The sequence below is a fragment of the Frankia sp. RB5 genome, from assembly GCF_059816245.1.
Genome location: NZ_JCBATA010000032.1, coordinates 1 through 19,938, shown reverse-complemented (window position 1 = coordinate 19,938; position 19,938 = coordinate 1). Strand labels below are relative to the sequence as shown.

General features: G+C 73.9%; 17 protein-coding genes. 9 read left to right on the top strand and 8 right to left on the bottom strand.

Annotation, left to right across the window (positions count from 1 at the left end; translation table 11 throughout):
- Positions 1–58: 58 nt before the first annotated feature.
- Positions 59–1,555, top strand: a complete 1,497-nt coding sequence (locus AC6EXY_RS18005; protein WP_499817745.1) for a hypothetical protein — start codon at positions 59–61, stop codon at positions 1,553–1,555.
- 271 nt (positions 1,556–1,826) lie between these two features.
- Here the strand turns inward: AC6EXY_RS18005 and AC6EXY_RS18000 are convergent, their stop codons facing one another.
- Positions 1,827–4,676, bottom strand: a complete 2,850-nt coding sequence (locus AC6EXY_RS18000) for an ATP-binding protein (RefSeq protein WP_499817744.1) — start codon at positions 4,674–4,676, stop codon at positions 1,827–1,829.
- A gap of 160 nt (positions 4,677–4,836) precedes the next feature.
- Between AC6EXY_RS18000 and AC6EXY_RS17995 the strand changes: the two genes are divergently transcribed.
- Positions 4,837–6,495, top strand: coding sequence for a diguanylate cyclase domain-containing protein (locus AC6EXY_RS17995; protein ID WP_243408023.1), 1,659 nt, complete (start codon positions 4,837–4,839; stop codon positions 6,493–6,495).
- A gap of 83 nt (positions 6,496–6,578) precedes the next feature.
- Here the strand turns inward: AC6EXY_RS17995 and ypfJ are convergent, their stop codons facing one another.
- The 3 genes from ypfJ to AC6EXY_RS17980 form a co-directional block, all read right to left on the bottom strand.
- A complete protein-coding gene (gene ypfJ / locus AC6EXY_RS17990; RefSeq protein WP_499817743.1) occupies positions 6,579–7,457 on the bottom strand; it encodes a KPN_02809 family neutral zinc metallopeptidase in 879 nt (292 codons plus the stop codon).
- Between the two features lie 132 nt (positions 7,458–7,589).
- Positions 7,590–8,306 (bottom strand): class F sortase, encoded by a 717-nt coding sequence (locus AC6EXY_RS17985; protein WP_243407731.1) that lies wholly within the window; start codon positions 8,304–8,306, stop codon positions 7,590–7,592.
- Positions 8,303–8,719: a GVDTG sorting domain-containing protein gene (locus AC6EXY_RS17980; RefSeq protein WP_499817742.1), complete on the bottom strand. Its 417-nt coding sequence runs from the start codon at positions 8,717–8,719 to the stop codon at positions 8,303–8,305. The genes AC6EXY_RS17985 and AC6EXY_RS17980 overlap by 4 nt, the downstream gene beginning before the upstream one ends.
- A 223-nt stretch (positions 8,720–8,942) precedes the next feature.
- On the opposite strand from AC6EXY_RS17980, the gene AC6EXY_RS17975 reads away from it, so the two are divergent.
- The 3 genes from AC6EXY_RS17975 to AC6EXY_RS17965 all read left to right on the top strand — a co-directional run bounded on the left by AC6EXY_RS17975 (position 8,943) and on the right by AC6EXY_RS17965 (position 11,834).
- On the top strand, positions 8,943–9,443 hold the full coding sequence (locus AC6EXY_RS17975; protein WP_499817741.1) for a hypothetical protein: 501 nt from the start codon (positions 8,943–8,945) through the stop codon (positions 9,441–9,443).
- 130 nt (positions 9,444–9,573) lie between these two features.
- Positions 9,574–11,133: a sensor histidine kinase gene (locus AC6EXY_RS17970; RefSeq protein WP_101832881.1), complete on the top strand. Its 1,560-nt coding sequence runs from the start codon at positions 9,574–9,576 to the stop codon at positions 11,131–11,133.
- Entirely contained in the window at positions 11,130–11,834 is a 705-nt protein-coding gene (locus AC6EXY_RS17965; RefSeq protein ID WP_101832878.1) for a response regulator transcription factor, read from the top strand. The genes AC6EXY_RS17970 and AC6EXY_RS17965 overlap by 4 nt, the downstream gene beginning before the upstream one ends.
- Positions 11,835–11,860: 26 nt before the next feature.
- On the opposite strand, the gene AC6EXY_RS17960 is transcribed toward AC6EXY_RS17965, so the two are convergent.
- Both AC6EXY_RS17960 and AC6EXY_RS17955 read right to left on the bottom strand, forming a co-directional pair.
- Positions 11,861–12,274, bottom strand: coding sequence for an ester cyclase (locus tag AC6EXY_RS17960; protein ID WP_101832879.1), 414 nt, complete (start codon positions 12,272–12,274; stop codon positions 11,861–11,863).
- Positions 12,275–12,507: 233 nt separating this feature from the next.
- Positions 12,508–13,191 carry a protease gene (locus AC6EXY_RS17955; protein ID WP_499817740.1) on the bottom strand — a complete coding sequence of 228 codons (684 nt, stop codon included), beginning with the start codon at positions 13,189–13,191 and terminating at the stop codon, positions 12,508–12,510.
- 283 nt (positions 13,192–13,474) lie between these two features.
- Between AC6EXY_RS17955 and AC6EXY_RS17950 the strand changes: the two genes are divergently transcribed.
- Together AC6EXY_RS17950 and AC6EXY_RS17945 are read left to right on the top strand one after the other, a co-directional pair.
- Positions 13,475–14,509: a GlxA family transcriptional regulator gene (locus tag AC6EXY_RS17950; RefSeq protein ID WP_101832883.1), complete on the top strand. Its 1,035-nt coding sequence runs from the start codon at positions 13,475–13,477 to the stop codon at positions 14,507–14,509.
- Positions 14,510–14,563: 54 nt separating this feature from the next.
- Positions 14,564–15,466 carry a TerB family tellurite resistance protein gene (locus tag AC6EXY_RS17945; protein ID WP_101832886.1) on the top strand — a complete coding sequence of 301 codons (903 nt, stop codon included), beginning with the start codon at positions 14,564–14,566 and terminating at the stop codon, positions 15,464–15,466.
- Between the two features lie 114 nt (positions 15,467–15,580).
- Here AC6EXY_RS17945 and AC6EXY_RS17940 read toward each other — a convergent pair whose 3' ends face one another.
- Complete coding sequence (locus tag AC6EXY_RS17940; protein WP_243407733.1) at positions 15,581–15,838, bottom strand: hypothetical protein; 258 nt, start codon at positions 15,836–15,838, stop codon at positions 15,581–15,583.
- A 70-nt stretch (positions 15,839–15,908) separates the two neighbouring features.
- Entirely contained in the window at positions 15,909–16,376 is a 468-nt protein-coding gene (locus AC6EXY_RS17935; protein ID WP_101832882.1) for an SCP2 sterol-binding domain-containing protein, read from the bottom strand.
- A gap of 188 nt (positions 16,377–16,564) precedes the next feature.
- Here AC6EXY_RS17935 and AC6EXY_RS17930 point away from each other — a divergent pair, with 188 nt between their 5' ends.
- Both AC6EXY_RS17930 and AC6EXY_RS17925 read left to right on the top strand, forming a co-directional pair.
- A complete protein-coding gene (locus tag AC6EXY_RS17930; RefSeq protein WP_499817739.1) occupies positions 16,565–17,380 on the top strand; it encodes an aminotransferase class IV in 816 nt (271 codons plus the stop codon).
- A gap of 286 nt (positions 17,381–17,666) precedes the next feature.
- A complete protein-coding gene (locus AC6EXY_RS17925) occupies positions 17,667–19,784 on the top strand; it encodes a hypothetical protein (protein ID WP_499817738.1) in 2,118 nt (705 codons plus the stop codon).
- The last annotated feature ends 154 nt before the right edge of the window (positions 19,785–19,938 follow it).

Here is a 19,938-nt window from a genome sequence, read left to right as displayed (position 1 = left end):
GAGGAAAGGGCCGCCGCTGTCCGTGGAGCACATGGGTCAGATGCCCGCCGGAACGCGAGTGTTATCCGACGCTGGTGCCGCCGGCCGTGTTTCCGCCGCCGCCACCGCCGCCGCCGACAGTGGTCCCACCCGCGGTGTTCCCACCGCCAGGCCCACCACCAACCGTCGTACCACCAGCAGTATTACCACCACCACCGCCGCCACCGACCGTGGTTCCACCAGCGGTATTACCACCACCGCCACCGCCGCCGACAGTGGTCCCGCCAGCCGTGTTCCCACCGCCAGGCCCACCACCAACCGTCGTACCACCAGCAGTATTACCACCACCACCGCCGCCACCGACCGTGGTTCCACCAGCGGTGTTACCACCACCGCCACCAACCGTCGTTCCACCGGCCGTGTTACCGCCACCACCGCCGCCACCGACCGTCGTTCCACCAGCGGTGTTACCGACGAAGGGGAAGGTCCGGATAAGGGTGTTGCGCGAACCGAATCGTCCGACGCTCGTGCCACCCGCCGTGTTTCGACGGAATCCACCCACGGTGGTTCCACCAGCAGTATTACCACCACCGCCACCGACCGTCGTTCCACCGGCGGTATTACCGCCACCACCACCACCGACCGTCGTACCACCAGCGGTATTACCACCACCGCCACCAACGGTCGTACCACCGGCCGTGTTACCGCCACCACCACCGCCGCCGACCGTCGTACCACCAGCGGTATTACCACCACCGCCACCAACGGTCGTACCACCGGCCGTGTTACCGCCACCACCACCGCCGCCGACCGTCGTACCACCAGCGGTATTACCACCACCGCCGCCGCCACCGACCGTGGTTCCACCAGCGGTGTTACCACCACCGCCACCAACCGTCGTACCACCAGCCGTGTTACCGCCACCACCACCGCCGCCAACCGTCGTACCACCAGCGGTATTACCACCACCGCCACCAACCGTCGTACCACCGGCCGTGTTACCGCCACCACCACCGCCGCCGACCGTCGTACCACCAGCGGTATTACCACCACCGCCACCAACCGTCGTACCACCGGCCGTGTTACCGCCACCACCACCGCCGCCGACCGTCGTACCACCAGCGGTATTACCACCACCGCCGCCGACCGTCGTACCACCGGCCGTGTTACCGCCACCACCACCGCCGCCGACCGTCGTACCACCAGCGGTATTACCACCACCGCCGCCAACCGTCGTACCACCAGCGGTGTTACCGCCACCAGGACCGCCACCAACCGTCGTACCACCGGCCGTGTTACCGCCACCGCCACCAACGGTCGTACCACCGGCCGTGTTACCGCCACCGCCACCGACCGTCGTACCACCGGCGGTGTTACCGGTACCGCTGACCGAGGTGCCGCCGGCGGTGTTCCCCTGGGCGACCGCAGGCGGCACGACACCGATGGCAATACTCGCTGGAATCGCAGCCAGCATCACACAGGCTCGCTTCTTCAGAGTCATGACGCTCCTCACATCGCTATCGCGTCCCCGCGGATCCCTCCGTGCGTTGCTCCGCAAGGCGTGGCAGGGCCGTGACGACCCCCGGCTGTCATCCCCGGGCGGAGGCCGGGATGTAAGGGATGGCGGAGTCGATCCACCGGGAACGGCAGACCAAGGAACCCTGGGCCACCCCGGGGTCGCGGTTAAACCCCTGGATTTCCCGGGGCCGGGATGCGGTTCGTCCGGAAAGATTCGCGGGCAACCCTGGGTGGAGCTCGGCGCCGATCTGCCCGATTCGGCTCATCATCGGACATGACGGATCCCGAAAGCCCCGCCTATGACGAACGACCGGCCGGCCTGCGAACCGTCAGCCCTCGCGTGCCGTGAGGTCGGGCGGCAGGGCCGCGGCGAGTTCGTGGCGCGAGCGCAGGCCGAGCTTGGCGTAGACATTCCCCAGGTGATATTCGATCGTCTTGACGCTGAGCACCAGCTCGCGCGCGACGACCGCGTTGGAGCGGCCGGTCGCCGCGAGCCTCGCCACCCGGATTTCCTGCGGGGTGAGGGCGTCGAGCGCGCCGCGCTGGCGACGCGGCGACAATCGGCCGCACCCCGCCAGTTTGTGATTACATAGCGTGACATACGGCTCGGCGCCGAGCGATCCGAACCGGTCACGGGCCGTCTCCAGCAGGTCCGCCGCGGCGGGCATCTGCCCGTCTCGCAGCAGCAGCGCCCCGTGGTGGAACTCCAGCAGCGCCCGCTCGAACGGCAACGGCAGCCCGGCCGCCAGTTCCAGGGCGTCCCGGTAGGTCCGGTCGGCCTGCTCCTCGCGGCCGTCGGCGATCTCCACCGCCGCCTGGGCTCGGAGGCAGGACAGCAGCTCCGAACGTCGGCCGCGGCGCTCGACGGCCGCTTCGAAGGGCCGGAGGATGGCCGTTGCCTCCCGCGGACGGCCGGTCTGGGCGAGCGCCTCGGCGAGCAGAGGGCGCCAGAGCATCCATCGCGGTTCCGACGGTTCCTGACGATCAAAGGTGCGATGACTCTCCACCGCGGCGACACACGCCTCGGGATCACTGCGGGCACGCGCGGCCCACAGTCTCGCCCTCATCACCGCCGCTTCGGTGTAGGGAACGGCGGAGCTGGGAAGCCGGGCCGCGCGCTCCAGATGCTCGTGCGCCTTCGGGCTGCCGCGCGCCGCCAGTGGGCAGGCCGCGGCCGCGTGGCACGCCGCGAGCAGCCAACCCTGTCCGGCGGACGTGGCGACGGCCACCGCGGTCTCGGCATGCGCGATCGCCGCGTCCCAGCTGCCGAGCAGGAACTCGGTTTCGGCAAGCTGGATGAGCGCGAACAGTCCGGCGGGAACCTTCCACTCCTGGCCGCTGCTGACCGCCATCGCCTGCAGGAACGCCTCCCGTGCCGCGGGCAGGTCGTCCGCCGCCAGGCGCACGACGCCGCGCCCGACCAGACCGTCGGGTGGCAGGTGCCACGCCTCGCCGACCGGCGGGCCGGCGGGATCCCGCTCCGGCACCGGCACGTCGGCGGCGAGGCGAGCGGCCTCGTCGCGGGCGCCGGCGTCGGACAGCGAGAGGATGAGCATGTCGAGCAGATGGGTGGGGTCGCCCAGTGGAGCGGGGCCGAGTTCCAGCGCCCGCCGTCCCCACTGCGCGGCGACGGCGACGTCGCCGTTCGAGAAGTGGCAGCACGCCAGCTGCTCCCCGATGGCGCGCGCCAGCGCGGGCCGCAGGCCCGGGTCCACCGCGAGCCAGGCCCGGCCGAGGTGCGCGGTCGCCTCCGGCAGCGAACCGCGCAGCATCGCCAGCCGGCCCCGGAGGTAGCCGCCGCGCGAGTCGTCGAGCAGGCCCGCGAGATCGGCCAGCAGGCTGCCCGCGTAGGCGAGCTCGCCGCCCCACAGCAGGTAGTCCAGGGCGTCGGTGAACCGCTGTTCCCGGGCCGCCCGGTGGGGGCTGAGCCGGACCGCGGCGAGGAGATGATCCGCCGCCGGGCGCCAGCGGCCACCCGTCGCGAGCTTGCGGGCGGCGCCCTCGACCTCCATGGCCAGTGCCTCGTCGGGCACCACCGCCGCGACCACCCGGTGCCAGAGCCGGGCCCGCGGATCGTCTATCAGGCAGGCCGCGCGCAGGTGCAGCTCCGAGCGCTGAGCCAGCCCGATGCCGTGGTAGACGGCGGAGCGCACGAGTGGCTCGGTGAAGGCGACCATCCGGTCGACGGCGGTCGTCTTCTCGGTGAGCAGCGCGACCGCGACGGCTCCCTCCAGGGCGAGCGCCGGATCGTCCACCATGGCGATCCCGGCGGCGTCGGCGAGCCGGCAGGTCGGGCCGATCACGGCGGCGGCGTCGATCAGGCGCCGGACCTCGTCGGGGCAGGCGGCCAGCCGGGCCAGCACGTCCTGGGCCAGCGCGCTCGACGCGGGCAGCGGATCGGCGCCGTTGTCGAGCGCCTGCGGGGGCAGCTCCTCCAGCAGGGCCCGTGCGTGCAGGATGTTGCCGCCGGTCAGGGCGTGCAGGCGGGCGGCCGCCCACGGCGAGAGGCCGTCGACGGGCAGCTTGTCGGCGAGGGTGCGCAGTTCGTCCGGGTCGAGCCCGGTGAGCCGCAGCGTGCTCGCGAGCTCGGTGACCAGGTGACGCAGCCCGTCGGCCAGCTCCGGTGGCGCCCCGGCCATCGCGAGGACGCACAGCACCCGCTCGCCGCGCAGCCGGCGCAGCGCGACGGCGAGGGCCTGCTGGGAGCACTCGTCGGCCCAGTGGACGTCGTCGATGAGCAGGACGACCGGCCGGCCGCCGGCGAGCAGCCGCCGGACAAGCCGCAGCACGGTCAGGCCGACCTCGGCGACCTGGCTCTGACTCGCCCCGTCGCCCGGGGCGGCCGTTCCTCCGGCGGCGGCCGGAACGCCCGGCACGGCGCAGGTCGCCGACCCCGGCTCCGCTCCCGGCCTCGGCCGGCGAGGTGGCCGGGACGACTCGTCACCGACCGTGGTCAGGAACTGGGAGACGACGCCGAACGCGACCGTCGCCTCGGCCCGGTCGGCGCTGGCCATCAGGACATGCTCGGAGTCGAGTCCGGCCAGGAAGGCGCGCAGCAGCGTCGTCTTGCCCATCCCCGGTTCCCCGTGGACGACGACGAGCCCCAGCCGCCCGGTGCTCGCCTGTGCCAGCTGCTCCGCGAGGGTCTGAAGCTGCGGGGCCCTGCCTACCAGCTCCATCGGATCCTCCCGAGAAGGCGCCGCAGGTAGAGGTACCCAGTCAGACCGGCCGGGAGACGTCCGGTGCGGAGGTGATGCGGACGGACCACCCCCGCCAGGCAACGCCGGCCGAGACGCGCCGATGCGTGGTGTAACGGGGACCGCCCGGGGGTAGCTGGCGATGGGGGGTACGAACGGTGTGGAGGCGTCTCAACGGGTCCCACGGGACCAGTCCGGCGCCCGCGGTCCGGCCGACACGGCCGCGGGCGCCGTCGGCGCGTCGGTGACGCTCCCGATGTTCGCGTCCGGTGGCGAGGTCGGGCGGCTGGCGGCGACCCTCGACTGGTCGGTCACCGACCTCGGGCCCGTGTGCGACTGGCCCCTGACACTACGAACCATGGTGACGTTCTGCCTGGAATGCCGCTTCCCGATGCACATCCTGTGGGGCCCGGGCCTCATCCAGCTGTACAACGACGCGTTGATCGCCCAGATCGGCGAGAAGCACCCGGCCGCCCTCGGCCGGCCGTTCTTCGAGGCCTTCTCGGAACTGCGCGGGGACCTGGCGCCCATGATCGCCGGGGTGGTGGCCGGCCATGGCTCCGTACTGCGCCAGGACCACCTGACGGCGTTGGATCGGTACGGCTATCTGGAAGAGTGCTACTTCACGTACTCCTGCAGCCCCATCCGGGACCCTTCCGGCAACGCGGTCCTCGGTGTTCTCTTCACCTCGCAGGACACCACCCGTCGCGTCCTCACCGCGCGCCGGCTGGCCTGTCTGCGCGAACTCGCCGGCACCCTGAGCGGCCAGTCGTCCCCTCGCGAGGTCTTCGTGCACGCCGCGGCCAGTCTGGCCCGCAATGCGGCGGACGTCCCCTACTGCCTGGTCCTCGTTCCCGGACCCGGCGACGAGGACCCGCTGGTGCCCGTCGCCACGGGCGGCCTGGACGCGGCCGCCCGGCCCGGCGTGACCACGCGCGCCCTCCCGCAGGGACCTGTCCCCGAGCTGACGGACACGCTGGCCATGGGCCAGACCCGGCAGGTCGGCAGCGTCCTGGAGCGGTTCGGCCTGCGGCGCCAGGACGAGACCCCACCGTCGACGGCGGCGCTCGTCACGCCGCTGGCAGAGAGCGAGACCAGCGCGCTACTCGTCACCGGTATGAGTGCCGAGCTTCCCGTCGACCGCGACTACCGCACTTTTGTCGCACTGGCCGCCAGCCAGATCGCCGCGGCCGCAGCCACGGCCCGGTCCGTCGAGCGAGAACGGGTGACGGCGAAGGAGGCCCGCCGTCGAGCCCTGCTCGACGGGTTGACCGGCCTGCCCAACCGCACCGCGATGTTCGAGCGACTGGATCGGGCGGTCGAGACGGCGCGGCTGACGGGCAGGCACGTCGGATGCCTGTTCGTCGATCTCGACGGGTTCAAGGAGGTGAACGACACTCTGGGCCATCAGGCTGGCGACGAGCTGCTGTGCGAGGTGGCGGCTCGGTTGCGCCAGGTCGTCCGCCCCCGCGACACGGTCGCCCGGATCTCCGGCGACGAGTTCGTCGTGCTGTGCGAGGACGTCACGTCCGACGAGTCCGTCGAGGCCATCGCCGCCCGGCTGGTCGACGGCCTCACGATTCGCCGGCGCGCCGGCCCGCGCGAGATCATGGTGACCGCGAGTGTGGGGCTCGCGACGACCGGCCCGCGCGTCGTCACCTCCGACGACCTCGTGGGCGCCGCCGACCACGCGATGTACGCCGCCAAACGGCGCGGCAGAGACTGCTGGCAGCGCTACGGAACGACATCGGACCTGCCCTACCACCACGTGTTCGGGCCGTCCGGTCACCGGGCCGACTGAGCGCCCAGCCGCGGCCGGTGTGGCGGTGGCGGGTGGAGGCCTGGGCTGGAGCCCGCGCTCGGGCGGGCCCGGGCAGCCGCCGGTCAGCTGTGCGGCACGGTGCCGCAGGAGGACATGGTGGCGCCGCGGTAGCCGGTCAGGAAGGCGGTCCTGCGCTGCTGGGCGGAGCCGTGCGTCCAGGTCTCGGGGTTGACGTCGCCGGCGCGGGCCTGGATGCGATCGTCGCCGACGGCCTGGGCGGCGCCGAGGGCCTCGTCGAGGTCGGCCTCTCCGATGGTGACGTTGCCGCCCGTGTTCGCCAGCGTGCTCCACACCCCGGCGTAGCAGTCGGCCTGCAGTTCGAGCTGGACGCTGAGCGCGTTCTCCTGGGACGGGTTCGCCTGCTGCGCCTGGCGGACGCGGGACTCGGTGCCGGTCAGCGTCTGCAGGTGGTGCCCGACCTCGTGCGCGACGATGTAGGCCTGCGCGTACCGGCCCTGCGCGCCGAACCGCTGCTGCAGCTGGTCCAGGAAGCCGAGGTCGATGTACACCCGCCGGTCCGGCGGGCAGTAGAACGGCCCGACCTGCGAGGACGCGGTCCCGCAACCGGTGCGTACCGCCTGGGAGAAGTAGACGAGCCTGGGCTTCGCGTAGGTCTGGCCGGAACGGGCGAACTGCGCGCCCCACACCTCGTTGACCTCGTTGAACGCCTTGAGCACGAAGCAGTCGTCGTCCCGGTCGATCGCTCCCGCGGTGTTGCACCGTCTGGCGACGTCACCGGCCGTCTGGCCGGCGGGGCCCGACAGCGGCGCGCCGCCCGACCCTGTCCCCCCGCCGCCGAGCACGGTGACGAGCAGGTAGATGACGACGCCGATCACCCCGGCGCCGCCCCCGCCGACCGCGATCCCCCGGCCGAGCCCCCCGCCGCCGCCGCGCTGGTCGTCCAGCTCGGACGCATCCACCTGCTCGTCGTCGAACCGCATGTCCCGCCTTCCGCCGCACCCGGACCCGTTCGTCCTGTCCGTCCCCGTTCACCGGGTCCCGATGGGCAGTATGTCCACAACGATCAGCGCGCGAACGCCGACCCGTGCGGATGCGCCGCCGGCGGATGGACCTCAGCCGAGATGGGCGAAGACGACGACGTTGTCGACGTAATGGCCGGACCTGTGGTCGAAGGTGCCACCGCAGGTGATCAGACGGAGCTGCGCGCCGCTGCCGGAGTGGTAGACCTCCTGGTCCGGGAAGTCGGCCTTCGCGTACTCGGCCAGCCGGTCGACGACGAAGGTCGCGGTCGTGCCGTCCCGTCGGTCGACGAACACCGTGGCGCCGGCCCGCAGGCCGCGCAGCCGGTAGAAGACCGCCGGGCCGGTCCTGGAGTCGACATGCCCGGCGATCACGGCCACGCCGTCGTCGCCCGGCTCTGGGCCCGCCTGGTTCCAGCCGACCTCGTCGAACCCGGCCGGGGGGATCAGTGTCCCCGCCGCGTCCAGCTGCAGCGCCACGACCGGCGCCATGACGGCGAGGTCCGGCACTCGCAGCCGCACCGGATCCGCCACCGTGCCCGCCTCGGCGCCTGGTGTCGTGCCCGGCGCCGCGGCACCTGACGTCACGGCGCCCACCTCCGCCGGCGGCGTCCCGCGCGGGTTCCCGCCGGTCGTGGCCGGCTGTCCCGAGCCGCAGCCGGTGACCGTCACCGCAGCCAGCACGAGGACGGCCGCCAGCACCGCCCCGACAGCCGACCGGCGCCGGCCGGACCACCGCCGCGGGTCGTGACCCGGCCGGGGCGTCCGGCCGCCGGCGTCGCCGCCGGCGGCCGTCGGATCGCTCGTCACCCGAGCGCACCCGCGCGACGTCGCCGCCACAGGCCGAAGCCGGCGAGTACGCCGAGTCCCGCGCCGCCGGCCGCGAGCGGGACAGCCGCCTCGGTGCCGGAATGCGTGTCCGGCTGGGTGCCGCCGGCGCCGGTGTCGACACCACCCTGGGGCTGGACCGGAAGGGCACGTCCCTGGCCCGGCTTCCCGTCGGCCCGCGGCGGCCGCGGGCGGGGGGTGGCCGTGGCCAGGCCCGGCGCCGGTGCGGGCGCCGCCCCGGTCGCGGGCAGGCCCGACGCGGGCGCGGGCGTCGCGGCACTGGCGGCCGTCGCGGGCAGCGCCACCCCGACGGCGATGACGCCGGCCAGCGTCACCCCGAGCGCGGACCTGCGCAGCCTCTGGCCGGCTCGGGCCGGGCGGCTGGGAGTGCTCATCACCGGGTTACCTCGATTCTGTCGGCGGCATCCAGAGCCACGTACGGGCCGACCGGATGCCGATGGTCACCGGCCGGTTCGCCTGCCCGGCCCGCATCGAGCCTGTCCACGCCGGATGGGCGCTGAATGAGATGACGATGAGAGCCCTCTCATCCGCCCGGCGCTGTCCGCGCGTCGACGTGACGGCCGGGGGGTGCCGCCGGGCTGGCCTAAGATGACCCGCATGGCGGATCAGCCGGATACGTCGGGCTCTGCCACGGGCGCCGCGGCGGCGCCGGAGGTGGCGGCTCGGACCGGAATCTGGGGGATCGGCCTCGCCGCGCTGGGCCTGGCCGCGGTCGTCGCCGGCATGGCCGCCGGAGTGGGGTCCGTCTCGGGCACACCACGCCCGCCGGACCTGGGCGGGCCGATCCTGGCGCCCAGCGCCGTGTCCACGCCGGCGTCGGCGTCCACCGCCACCTCCGCGCCGCTGACCGGGACGCTGTCGCCGGTGCCCGGCAGGAGGCGCCCGGGCCAGCTCCCGCCGCAGGTGCTCGCGCGGGCCGACGGTACGAGGGCCTCCGCGGCGCGGGCGGCGACGCCGGTGCCCGTCCGCGCGCTGCCGGTCCCGCCCACGGTCCAGCCGACCGCGATGGCGGCGGCGCCCGGCGGCGCTCCGGCTCCCGCCCCCGCCCCCGCCACGCCCACCGCCGCAGCGACGCCGGCCGCGGGAGCCGTGCCGTAGCCCGCCGCCAGGGACGGCCGTCGGATGAGAGGCTTCTCATGGTGTTCTCATCCGTGGCTTCGGCTTCCTCGCGACGCTGGAACGCGTGCTGCCCGGGCGGCCGCGGGCCCGCGGGCTGGGAAGCGGCGTGATGCGGATCCGCGTGGTGGCGGGCTCGGCGCGGCTGCGCATCCTCGGCTGGCAGCTGCTGCTCGTGGCGCTGGCGCTGGGCGGCTCCGTGCTGGCGGCCCGCCAGGTGCTGATGGCGCGTGTCGACGAACGGGTGGACCAGGGCCTGGCCAAGGAGGTCAGCGAGCTGCGCCGGTTCGTCGACAAGAGCGTCGACCCGGCCACCAGGCGTTCGCAGTTCCCCGACGTGCGCGCCCTGCTGAAGGCGCATCTCGAACGGGCCATCCCGGACCGCAACCAGACGATGCTCGCGCTCGTCGACGGCGTGCCGGCGTACCGCAGCGCCGAGACGCCGCCCTACCGGCTGGACACGGACCGGGCCGCGACCGCGGCGTTCGTGTCGTCGGTGGCGGGCGGCCAGCCGCACTACGGTCGGGTAGGCACCTCGGCCGGCGACGTGCGCTACGTCGCGGTCCCCGTCAGCGTGCGGGGCCACTCGGAGCGGGGCGTCTTCGTGTCGGCCGTGTTCGTCGACCGCGAGCGCGCCGAGGTGGACGAGGTGGCCAGGGTGCTCGGCATCGTCGGGTTCGGCGCGCTGGCCGTCGCCGGCGCGGCCGGCTGGATGGTCGCCGGGCGGGTGCTCGCCCCGGTGCGGATGGTCCGCCGGACCGCCCAGACGATCACGGAGACGGATCTGTCCCGGCGCATCCCGATCGGCCGCGGGTGGGGTGGCCGGGACGAGATCACGGAGCTCACGCGGACGTTCAACGGCATGCTGCATCGCCTCGAGCAGGCCTTCGAGACCCAGCGCGCCTTCGTCGACGACGCCGGCCACGAGCTGCGCACCCCGATCACCATCATCCGCGGGCATCTGGAACTGCTCGGCGACGATCCGGACGACCGGGCCGAGACCGTCGCCCTCGTCCTGGACGAGCTCGACCGGATGAGCCGGATGGTCGACGACCTGCTGGTGCTCGCGAAGGCGGAGCAGCCCGACTTCCTGCGCCGCGAGCCGGTGGACCTCGCCGGCTTCACCACGGACCTGTTCGTGAAGACGCGGGCGCTGGCCCCGCGCGGATGGCGGCTGGCGGCGGTCGGGGACGGCCGGGTGCTCGCCGACCGGCAGCGGCTCACCCAGGCGTTGCTGCAGCTCGCGCAGAACGCGGCCGAGCACACCCGGACCGGTGACACGATCGCGATCGGCTCGGCCGCCGACGACCGCGCCGCGCGCTTCTGGGTGGCCGACTCCGGCCCCGGGGTGTCGCCGGCGGACCGGGCTCGCATCTTCGAGCGTTTCGCCCGTGGCGCCTCCGCCAGGCCGCCGTCGCCAGCGGGCGGGGGCGCGGGGCTCGGTCTCGCGATCGTGCGGGCGATCGCGACCGCGCACGGCGGCACCGTCCGGGTCAGCGGCGAGCCCGGCGCGGGCGCGACCTTCACCCTCGAACTGAGCCTGGTCGAGCAGAGCACTCCCGTCCACGAGCCTGGACGCGTCGAGCTCGTCGGCCCCGGGACCGCCGGCCGGGGGCACCATGACGCGGCGGGCGGGCGTCCGCGCGGCGGAGCAGAGGGGACGCCGGGTTGACGAACCGGGTGCTGATCGCCGAGGACGAGCACCGGATCGCCTCGTTCGTGGCGAAGGGGCTGCGCGCCCACGGCTTCGTGCCGACCTGCGTGGACGACGGCCAGTCGGCGCTGCGGGTCGCCCTCTCCGGGGACGTCGACCTGCTCCTTCTCGACATCGGACTGCCGGACCTCGACGGCTTCACCGTGCTGCGCCAGCTGCGTGCCGCCGGCTCGCGGCTCCCCGTGGTGATGCTCACCGCCCGCGACGGCGTGCGTGACACGGTCGCCGCCCTGGAGGGCGGGGCCGACGACTACATGAGCAAGCCGTTCCGGTTCGAGGAGCTGCTGGCCCGGATCCGACTGCGGCTGCGCCCGGAACGGTCCGACGGCGACCCGACCGTGCTGCGCCGGGGCGATCTCGCCCTCGACCTGCGCACCCGCCAGGCTCGCGTCGGCGACCGGATCATCGACCTCACCGCGCGGGAGTTCGTCCTGACCGAGACGTTCCTGCGTCATCCCGGCCAGGTGCTCGCCCGCGAGCAGCTGCTGTCCGCCGTCTGGGGCTACGACTTCGACCCCGGCAGCAACATCGTCGACGTCTACGTCGGCTACCTGCGCCGCAAACTGGGCGCCGGCCGGATCGTCACCGTACGTGGCATGGGCTACCGCCTCGAGCCCGCCCAGCCACCCGATGTCAGCCCGCCCCCGGGCACCGTCTGATCATCCGGTTCCACGGCGGCCAGCGATCAGCCGGCCAGCTGGGCCCTCAGGCGGGTCTGGTCATAGTAGAGGCGGTTCTCGGTGATCCGGCCGCGCTCGACCCGGTAGACCTCGACGACCCGCAGGGTGATGCGCCGCCCGGTCGGGGGATGCTCGGTGCCGTCGGGGTCGCGCAGCGGGCCGGTGTGCGTCGCGGCCAGGGTGTACTCCTCGACGACGAGCTCGCCCTGCTCGGCGAGGACGTGGGTGTCGACGTCGATGTCGCCGAACGCGGCCAGGAACGCCGCGCTGTAGCCGGCGCCGGCGTCACGCCCCTCGACCCGCACTCCGCCGGGCGCCTCGACGACGAGGTTCTCGTCCAGCAACGCGAGGACGGCGTCCTGGTCGCCCGCGTCGAAGGCGTCGAGCGCCTGCTTGACCGTGTCCAGCGCCTCGCCCACCCGGGCCTCCCGCCCTCGCCCTCGCATCGCATCGCCTGCTGGCGCCTGACCGAGCGCCCGCGCCCAGATCCTCCCATCGCACGATCCGGCGCCGCCGCCGAATCCGCGTACTCGCGAGGCGGGTCAGATCACGTCATGTCTCGACGTGTGATCATGTGGGCACGCCGGGGTGGGCACGTCGAGTGACACGTTCTCGCGACGGTGGCCGTGAAGATCACACCTGCACACGCGGGCTAGACGCCTGTGGTCGACCCCGGACGGACGATCATCAGCACGGTGACGGCGACCCAGAGCAGGTTGAAGATGCCAACCGTCATCGCGAGCCGCCGGCTGCGCGCGATCGCCGCCGCCGGCCCGGCCGTGGTCGCGGCCGGGAGTGGGGCGGCCTCCGCGGCCGGCAGGGCGGGACCCGCCTGCGCGGGAGCCGACGGCGTGGCGTCTGGTGCGGCGGCCCGCTCGGGAACGGCCGCGCTCCGCTCGGGCAGGACGGCGCCGCCGGTCTGCTCGGGGACGACGGTCTGCTTGGGCACGGCGGTCTGCGCGGGGACGGCAGCGGGGTCGGGGTTCGGGGTGGCGGCGGTGATGACGTCCATCAGGTCGCGTTCGATGGGCAGGACGGCGAAGGCGAGGACGAGGGCTGCCAGCGCCGTCAGGGCGATCGCCGCGATGAGCCAGCCCTGGCCGAGCACGTCGAGGCTCTGCGCGGTGAAGAAGCCGAACAGCACGACGAGCAGCCCGAGCGCCGAGTAGACGCCGCAGATCCGGTACAGCGTGCGGACGACGCCGGCGGCATGCGCGTCACCCGGCCGGGTGAGCGCGGCCCGGGCGGCGGGCGGGAACATGCTCGCCGCCACGGTGACGGGACCGATGGCCACGATGGCCGCGAGGACGTGCACGCTGAGCAGGAACTTGGTCATCAGCGCGCCTCGCGCGGCCGGAGGGACGAGGAACGGTTCACACGGACACCTCACCGCGGGCGGAAGGGACACGGACGGTACGTCTGGAGACGCTACGAAACGGCGCCCGCCCCGATGCCCGGGCCCCGGCCAGAAAGCGCCGGCTTCCCGCCATCGGCCCGCACCTTCGAGCGCGCCCCCATCGCCGGCGCCCAGCCCCAAGGCCGACGCCCAGCCCCAGGCCGTCGCCCGAACGTCGAAACTGGGACGGAGCGCGGCCGGGCACGGGATTACGTTGGCCGCCATGCACGTGGTTGCCGTCCTGGCACTGGACGACGTCGTCCCCTCCGACCTGATGACGCCGCTCGACGTCTTCGGCCGCACCCATCTGCCCGGGGGCGGTCCGGCCTACGAGGTGCGGATCTGCACGCCTGCGGCGGAGGTGACCACCGGCGCGTTCACGCTGCGCGCTCCGTGGCGGTTCGACACGCTCGCGGCGGCGGACACCGTCATCATCCCGGGACGCGAGGATGAGGCGGGTGACCCGCCCGTCGCGGCCCTCGATGCCGTCCGCGAGGCCGCGGCGGCGGGTGCGCGGATCGCGTCGATCTGCTCCGGGGCGTTCCTGCTCGCCGCCACCGGCCTGCTCGACGGCCGGCGGGCGACAACCCACTGGGCGGCCGCGGCGGAGCTCGCGCGGCGCCACCCCGCCGTCACGGTCGACCCGAACGTGCTGTACGTGGACAACGGGCAGGTGCTGACGTCGGCCGGCGCGTCCGCGGGGCTCGACCTGTGCCTGCACATGGTGCGCCGAGACCAGGGCGTCGCGGTGGCGGCGCGCACCGCGCGGCTGTGCGTCGCGCCGCTCGAGCGTGACGGCGGGCAGGCGCAGTTCATTGACCGCGATCCGCCGCCGCCCGACGGCCTGGCTCTGGAGCCGCTGTTGCGCTGGCTGGCCGCGAACTCCCACCGTGAGCTCACGCTCGCCGACATCGCGGCGCACGCGAGGGTCAGTCCGCGCACCCTCAACCGCCGGTTCCGCGAGCAGATCGGGGTTACGCCCGTCGCCTGGCTGCGGCGCAGCCGGCTGCGGCATGCGCAGCAGCTGCTGGAGACGACCGGGCATCCCGTCGAGATGATCGCCGCGCAGGTCGGGTTCGGCTCACCGGCCGCGTTCCGGGAACGGTTCCGCGAGCTCGTCGGTACCAGCCCCCGCGCCTACCGGCGGGCCTTCGGGACGGGCGCCGGCACCGACGGGCCACCCGAGCCGGGACACGTCGCCGTGCCGGGTCACCCGGACGGACCGCCACGGCGAGTCGTCCACTCTTCTGGGGGATGATGCCTTCGGCGGGTGACCCACCTTGTGCCGTGCGTCTTCGGAGGGAAGTTCGGGATGCCATCGCAGGCCGCTGTTCGACTCGATGTCCGGCTGCTGCTGCGCATCGACAACCGGGTGCTGCTCGCCCGGCCGCCCGACGACGTCTGGCACGTGCTGCCCGGCGGCCCCGTCGAGGGCGGTGAGACGACGGACGACGCGCTGGAGCGGCAGGTCGGCCGGCTGGCCGGGCCCCGGGTGGTGTCCCGGCAGTTCGTCGGCGCGGTGGAGCATGACGGCAGCCTGACCGGCCGCTCCCCCGAGTCCGCGGACAATCACGTGCTCAGCGTGCTGTTCGCCGGCGTCTGGCCGGCCGACATCCCGACGCCGTCGCGCTGGGGCGACCACAGCCTGGTCCCGGTGGACGTGGACGTCCTGCTCGCCACCCGGCTGCGCCCGCTGTCGATGGCCGAGGCGGTGCGCCGCTGGCTGGCCGAGGGCTGGCCGCTGTGGCGCGGGCTGGATCCGCTCGGCGGCACCCGGCGGCTGCCGTCGCTGGCGTCGTTGCGCTCGCAGCTGTTCGCCCGCCGGGAGGAGCTGCGGACGCTGGCGTTCCGCGACGCGGCGGTGGCGATGTGCGCGCTGGTCACCGTCGCCGACGGCCACATCGACCCGACGGAGCGCGAGGGCCTGCGCGCCTTCGCCGCGACCGACCCGGTCCTGTCCCAGTTCCCCGAACAGGACACGGTCCGCCTGTTCGAGGAGCATCTGGACCGGCTGTCCACCGACCTGCCGGCGGGCCGGCGGGTGGCGCTGGCGGAGATCGCGAAGGTGCGGGGCCGGGTGGCGCAGGCGGCCGCCGTCGTGCGCTTCGGCGAGGTCATCGGTCTCGTCGACGGCGAGTTCGTGGCCAGCGAGCGGGCCGTCGTGCGGGAGGCCGCTCTCACCCTGGGCCTGGATCCGGCCGAGTTCTCCCTCTGACGCCCGCCTGGTCGGACGCCCACCCTGGTCCGCGGCCCTGTCCGGGTCCTGGTCCCGGCGGGACGTCCCGGGAGGCGCGCTGCCGGGCATCGGGGCAGGGAGCCGGGCATCGGATCAGGGGGAGGCGTCCCGGTCGGTGTCGAGGACCTGGACGATGGTGACCGCCCGCCAGTTCACCTCCAGGATGCTGCCGTCGGCGAGGGCGATCCGGTCGAGGCCGACGTTGCCGGCGTGGCCGCTCATCACGTCGGCCGCGCGGCGGCGCAGCGTGGACGCGTCCGTGCCGGCCGGTAGGTCGTAGGCCTGGCCATCGAGCACCAGCCGCACCATCGGCACCGCCCTCCCGTCCCGTCCGCCCAGCGACCCGACCATCCCCCGACGTCTACCGACGGTAGTATGATCAGCACACTGAGCGCATGGAAGGGTGGGGTCGGACGGCGCGTCAGTCCTCCTGCCTGATCCCGAACCAGGTCATCACCTTGCCGCCGAACTTCATGTCGCCATCAACCTTGATCTTGCGGGTGAGGAAAAGCTTGGCGCCGCTGACCTGCCCGGTCAGCACCCGGACGAAGCGCACCCGGTCGGTCGTGATGGTCAGCGCCCGACCGGCGGGGGCCGCGTCGCCGGGGGCGGGCTCGGTCACCAGGGTGCAGGTGCCGTCCAGGATGCGCAGCTCGTAGGTGCGGGTCGAGCCGCCGGGACCGCCGGTGAGGGCGAACCGGACCGAGGCGGTCTCGTCGCCGGCCTGCTCGGGCCGGAAGGTGTCGCGCATCTGGCGAAAGATCTCGTCGAGAACGCGCTCCCCGGCCGGACCGCCGAGAAGATCCGAGATCTCGCGTTCCGACATGGTGGACAGACCACTGACAAGCCTGGCCGGATCGGCGGTGGGGTCAACCGCGAGGTCGGACATTTTCCACTCCATTCGTTCGGCGGGCAATTCGTTTGACGAGCCATTCACGGACAAGCATCGGATCGGCTTCGGGTGGGCACCCTGGGCGTACCAGCACGCTAGCGAACACAGATGTGGTCTCCGTCGCCTGGTGGCCCGTTCGGGCGACCAGGCACCCCCGGAGATGCCCCCGCGCTATCGTCGGCAGGGTGAGCCAGGCCACGCCGACCCATGTCGAGGTCGACGGCCGGGCCATGCCGCCCGACGGGCCGCATCCGCTCGCGCTGGCCACGCACGGCCACTTCACGGTCATGCAGGTGCGCGGCGGCGGCGTGCGCGGGCTCGGCCTGCACCTCGCCCGCCTCGACGCCGCGAACCGTGAGCTGTACGGTTCGCCGCTGACCAGCGACCTGTTGCGCGCCCGGATCCGTCACGCTCTGGCCGGTGCCGGTGCCGGTGCCGGTGCCGGCGACGCGTCGGCCGGCACCTCGGGCGGCGACGCCACGGTGCGGGTCGTCGCCACACGGACGGCCGGTGACGGACCCAGCCGGATCATCGTCGCGGTCACCGCCCCGGCCGAGGCGTCCGCGGTACCCCAGCGACTGCTGTCCGTCCCCTACACCCGGCCGTTCGCGCATATCAAGCACCTGGGAACCTTCGGTCAGCTGCAGTACAACCGCGTCGCCCGCGCCCGCGGTTTCGACGAGGCCCTGCTGACCTGTCCCGACGGGACCATGACCGAGGGCGCCACGACCAATGTGGGCTTCCTGTCCGCGGACACGGTCGTGTGGCCGGCGGCACCGGCCCTGCACGGGGTGACGATGGCATTGGTGGAGCCGCTGACGAACGGCGTGCGCGAGCCGTTGCGGCTGGCCGACCTCGACCGCTTCGACGCGGCGATCGTGACGAACTCGCGGGGCATCGCCCCCGTCGCCGCCATCGACGACCATCGTTTCCCCGGGTCGACGCCGCTGGTCGAGGAGCTGATCCGCCGCTACCGGGCCATCCCGCTCGACGCTGTCTGACGGCCGCCGCGCGCCTCGCCGGCTCACGCCCCCCGGGGGTCTCGACGCCCTCTACTTAGAAGTCTAATTGGTTAGCCAATTATGCCGACCCGGCATTATCGCACGACGGGCGACCATTTATTCGAGATATCGCGGATGCAACAACTGGTCCGCCATTGAACGGTCGGAAACCGTTTCCTCCGGGCGGAATGCTCGGTACCGTCGGAAGCCCCGAGTTTCCCCCTTGGTCCGAACAGTCCGGACAGCCCCGGTTCCCGCGCCGCCCCCGTGAAGGAACACCCCTCCGATGCCGCTTTCGTCAGCCCGGCTTCTGATCGCTCTCCTGATGCCTGAGCAGCACCGCGTCGAACCCGCCTGGGTACCCGTGCGGTACCCGTTCCCGCCGCCGGCAGAGCGGCATCTCGTCCGCGCGGCCGCCGCGGTCGCCGCCGGCCGCTCCAAGGGAGCGCTGCGCGAGCTCCGCCAGAGTGAGCACGACCGCGCCGACCCTGACCAGGTCGCCGTGCACGAGTCGCTCTACCTCGCCGCGCTCGCCCTCGACCTGAACTGGGCCCCGGACGACGCCGGCCTCGTGCGTCCCGTCGCCCGACCCGGGCCGGCCGCCGCGGCCGCGCGGGACTACGGCCTGCTGGCGGCCTGGGCGACCCAGGCCATCCACCGGCAGCGCGGCGACCTGCTCGACCCGGCGACAGCGGTCATCTGCGTGCTCGGCGCGGAAGTGATCCCCGCGATCCGGATCGCCCGCGCCCAGCTGCTCGCCGACCCGCCGCCCATCGATCCGACGCCGGTCGAGCCGCCCCCGCTGGCCCCACCCGCCCGTGCGGCCATCACCATCGGCCCCCGCGCGCTGACCGCCGGCAGCACGGTGCCCGCAGCCGTCTCCCCCGCCGCCCTCTCCCCCGCCGCTGGCCCGGCAAGCCCGCCGACGGTGCTGGACACGTCGCCCGACGGCCTCACCACCCGGCCCATCGTCCTCGCCGAGGCCCCGACCACGCCGATGATCACCGTGTTCGCCGCTCCCCGACCGCCCGACGGCGACGTGCCTCCCGCAGCCACCGACGCGCCCTCCGCCGACAGCCAGGCACCGCCCAGCGACAGCGACGCCCCACCGCCGCCCTCCACCGCACCACCCGCCGCCCCGCGGTCGGCGCCGGACGCCGGATTCCCCTCGCCGGAGTCCTACCTGCCGATGTACCTCGGGTGGAGTGGTAGCAGCGGCCTCGCCCGCCAGCCCGCCGCCGACCGGGAGGCGCACCGGACGGCTCCGCGCGGGCGCGGCCTGCTGCCGGCGATGCTCGGCCGGGGCGGGCGGCGGGTATCCGGACCCGACGAGACCCCCACTCCCGGCAAGGGGTTGAGCGCATCCGCCGACACCCTCGCCCTCCCACGGGGGGTCACGCCGCCGCTCCCGCCGCTGCCCGCCTTCCCGCCGCCGCTCTCGTCCCCACCCGACAGGGCGCCGCGGCGCCCGGCCCTCTCCGCGGCCCTGGCGGCACCGTCAGAGGAGCCGGCTGGCGGCCCGGATCCGGCGCAACCCGCCCCGGCGCCCCTGAGCCTCATGCCACCCAGACCCAGACCCAGACCCAGGCACCTGCGGCCCGAGGCAGCGGACGCGACGACCGGTCCGGACGCAACGGCGGGTCCGCGGGGAACGGCCGTGGCCGTGCCGCCGCCGAGCCAGGCGGGTGGCGAGGGTGGGCTGCGTGCCCCGACCGCCGGCGAGATGGCCGCCCAGGCGCTCAGCGCGGCGGACGCGTTCGTGGGCCGGCTGGCCGAACTCCCCGTGCGCCAGGCCAGCGCCTACGGCACGATCCTGCGGGCCGATCTGCTGTTCCGCATGGGTCGCGAGGCCGACGCCAACCGGGCGCTGGACGTGGTGGAGTCCGCGGGCGACGTCGACGACGCGACGCTGGCCCATGCCGCGCTCGTCCGCGGCGACTGGGCCGGCTACCCCGACGGCGGAGCGCAGACGCTCAGCCGCGGCTGGGACGGGACGCCGATCCCGCCGGCGCGGCCCGCCTACCGCGATCGGGCGGAGGAGCTGTGGCGGCGTTCCCTGGCCGCGTACGGACGGGTCGGTTCCGACTCGGGCCGGGCGGCGGGACTGCTGCGCCTCGCGGACGCGCCGACCGCCATCGGCCGGCCGATCCTGCGCCGCGCCCGCATCGACGAGGCGGCCCGGCGCGCGCGCTCCGCCGGCAACGATGCGCTGACCTGGACAGCCCGGCTGCACAGCCTGATCGAGCGGGCCCGCTCCGGGGAAGCCTCCACCGCCGAGCTGGCCACGATGATGACGGCGCTGGTCGAATGGAGCCGCTTCGACGGCAGCACCACCTTCGGCGGGGGCCTGCGATGCCTGCTGTCCGCCGCGACCGGTGTCCCCCAGCCCGCTGACGACGCCTGACCGCCGCACCCCGCGCCGCCTCGCCGGACGTCAGACATCCCATGTTTTTGAATGTCAAGCGGCGACATCGAGTGTGACGTTTTGTGGCCAGGCGGTTGCCTCGCTGTAGGCGGTCTGGGTCTTGAGGCAGCCGTGGAGGATGCCGACGAGCCGG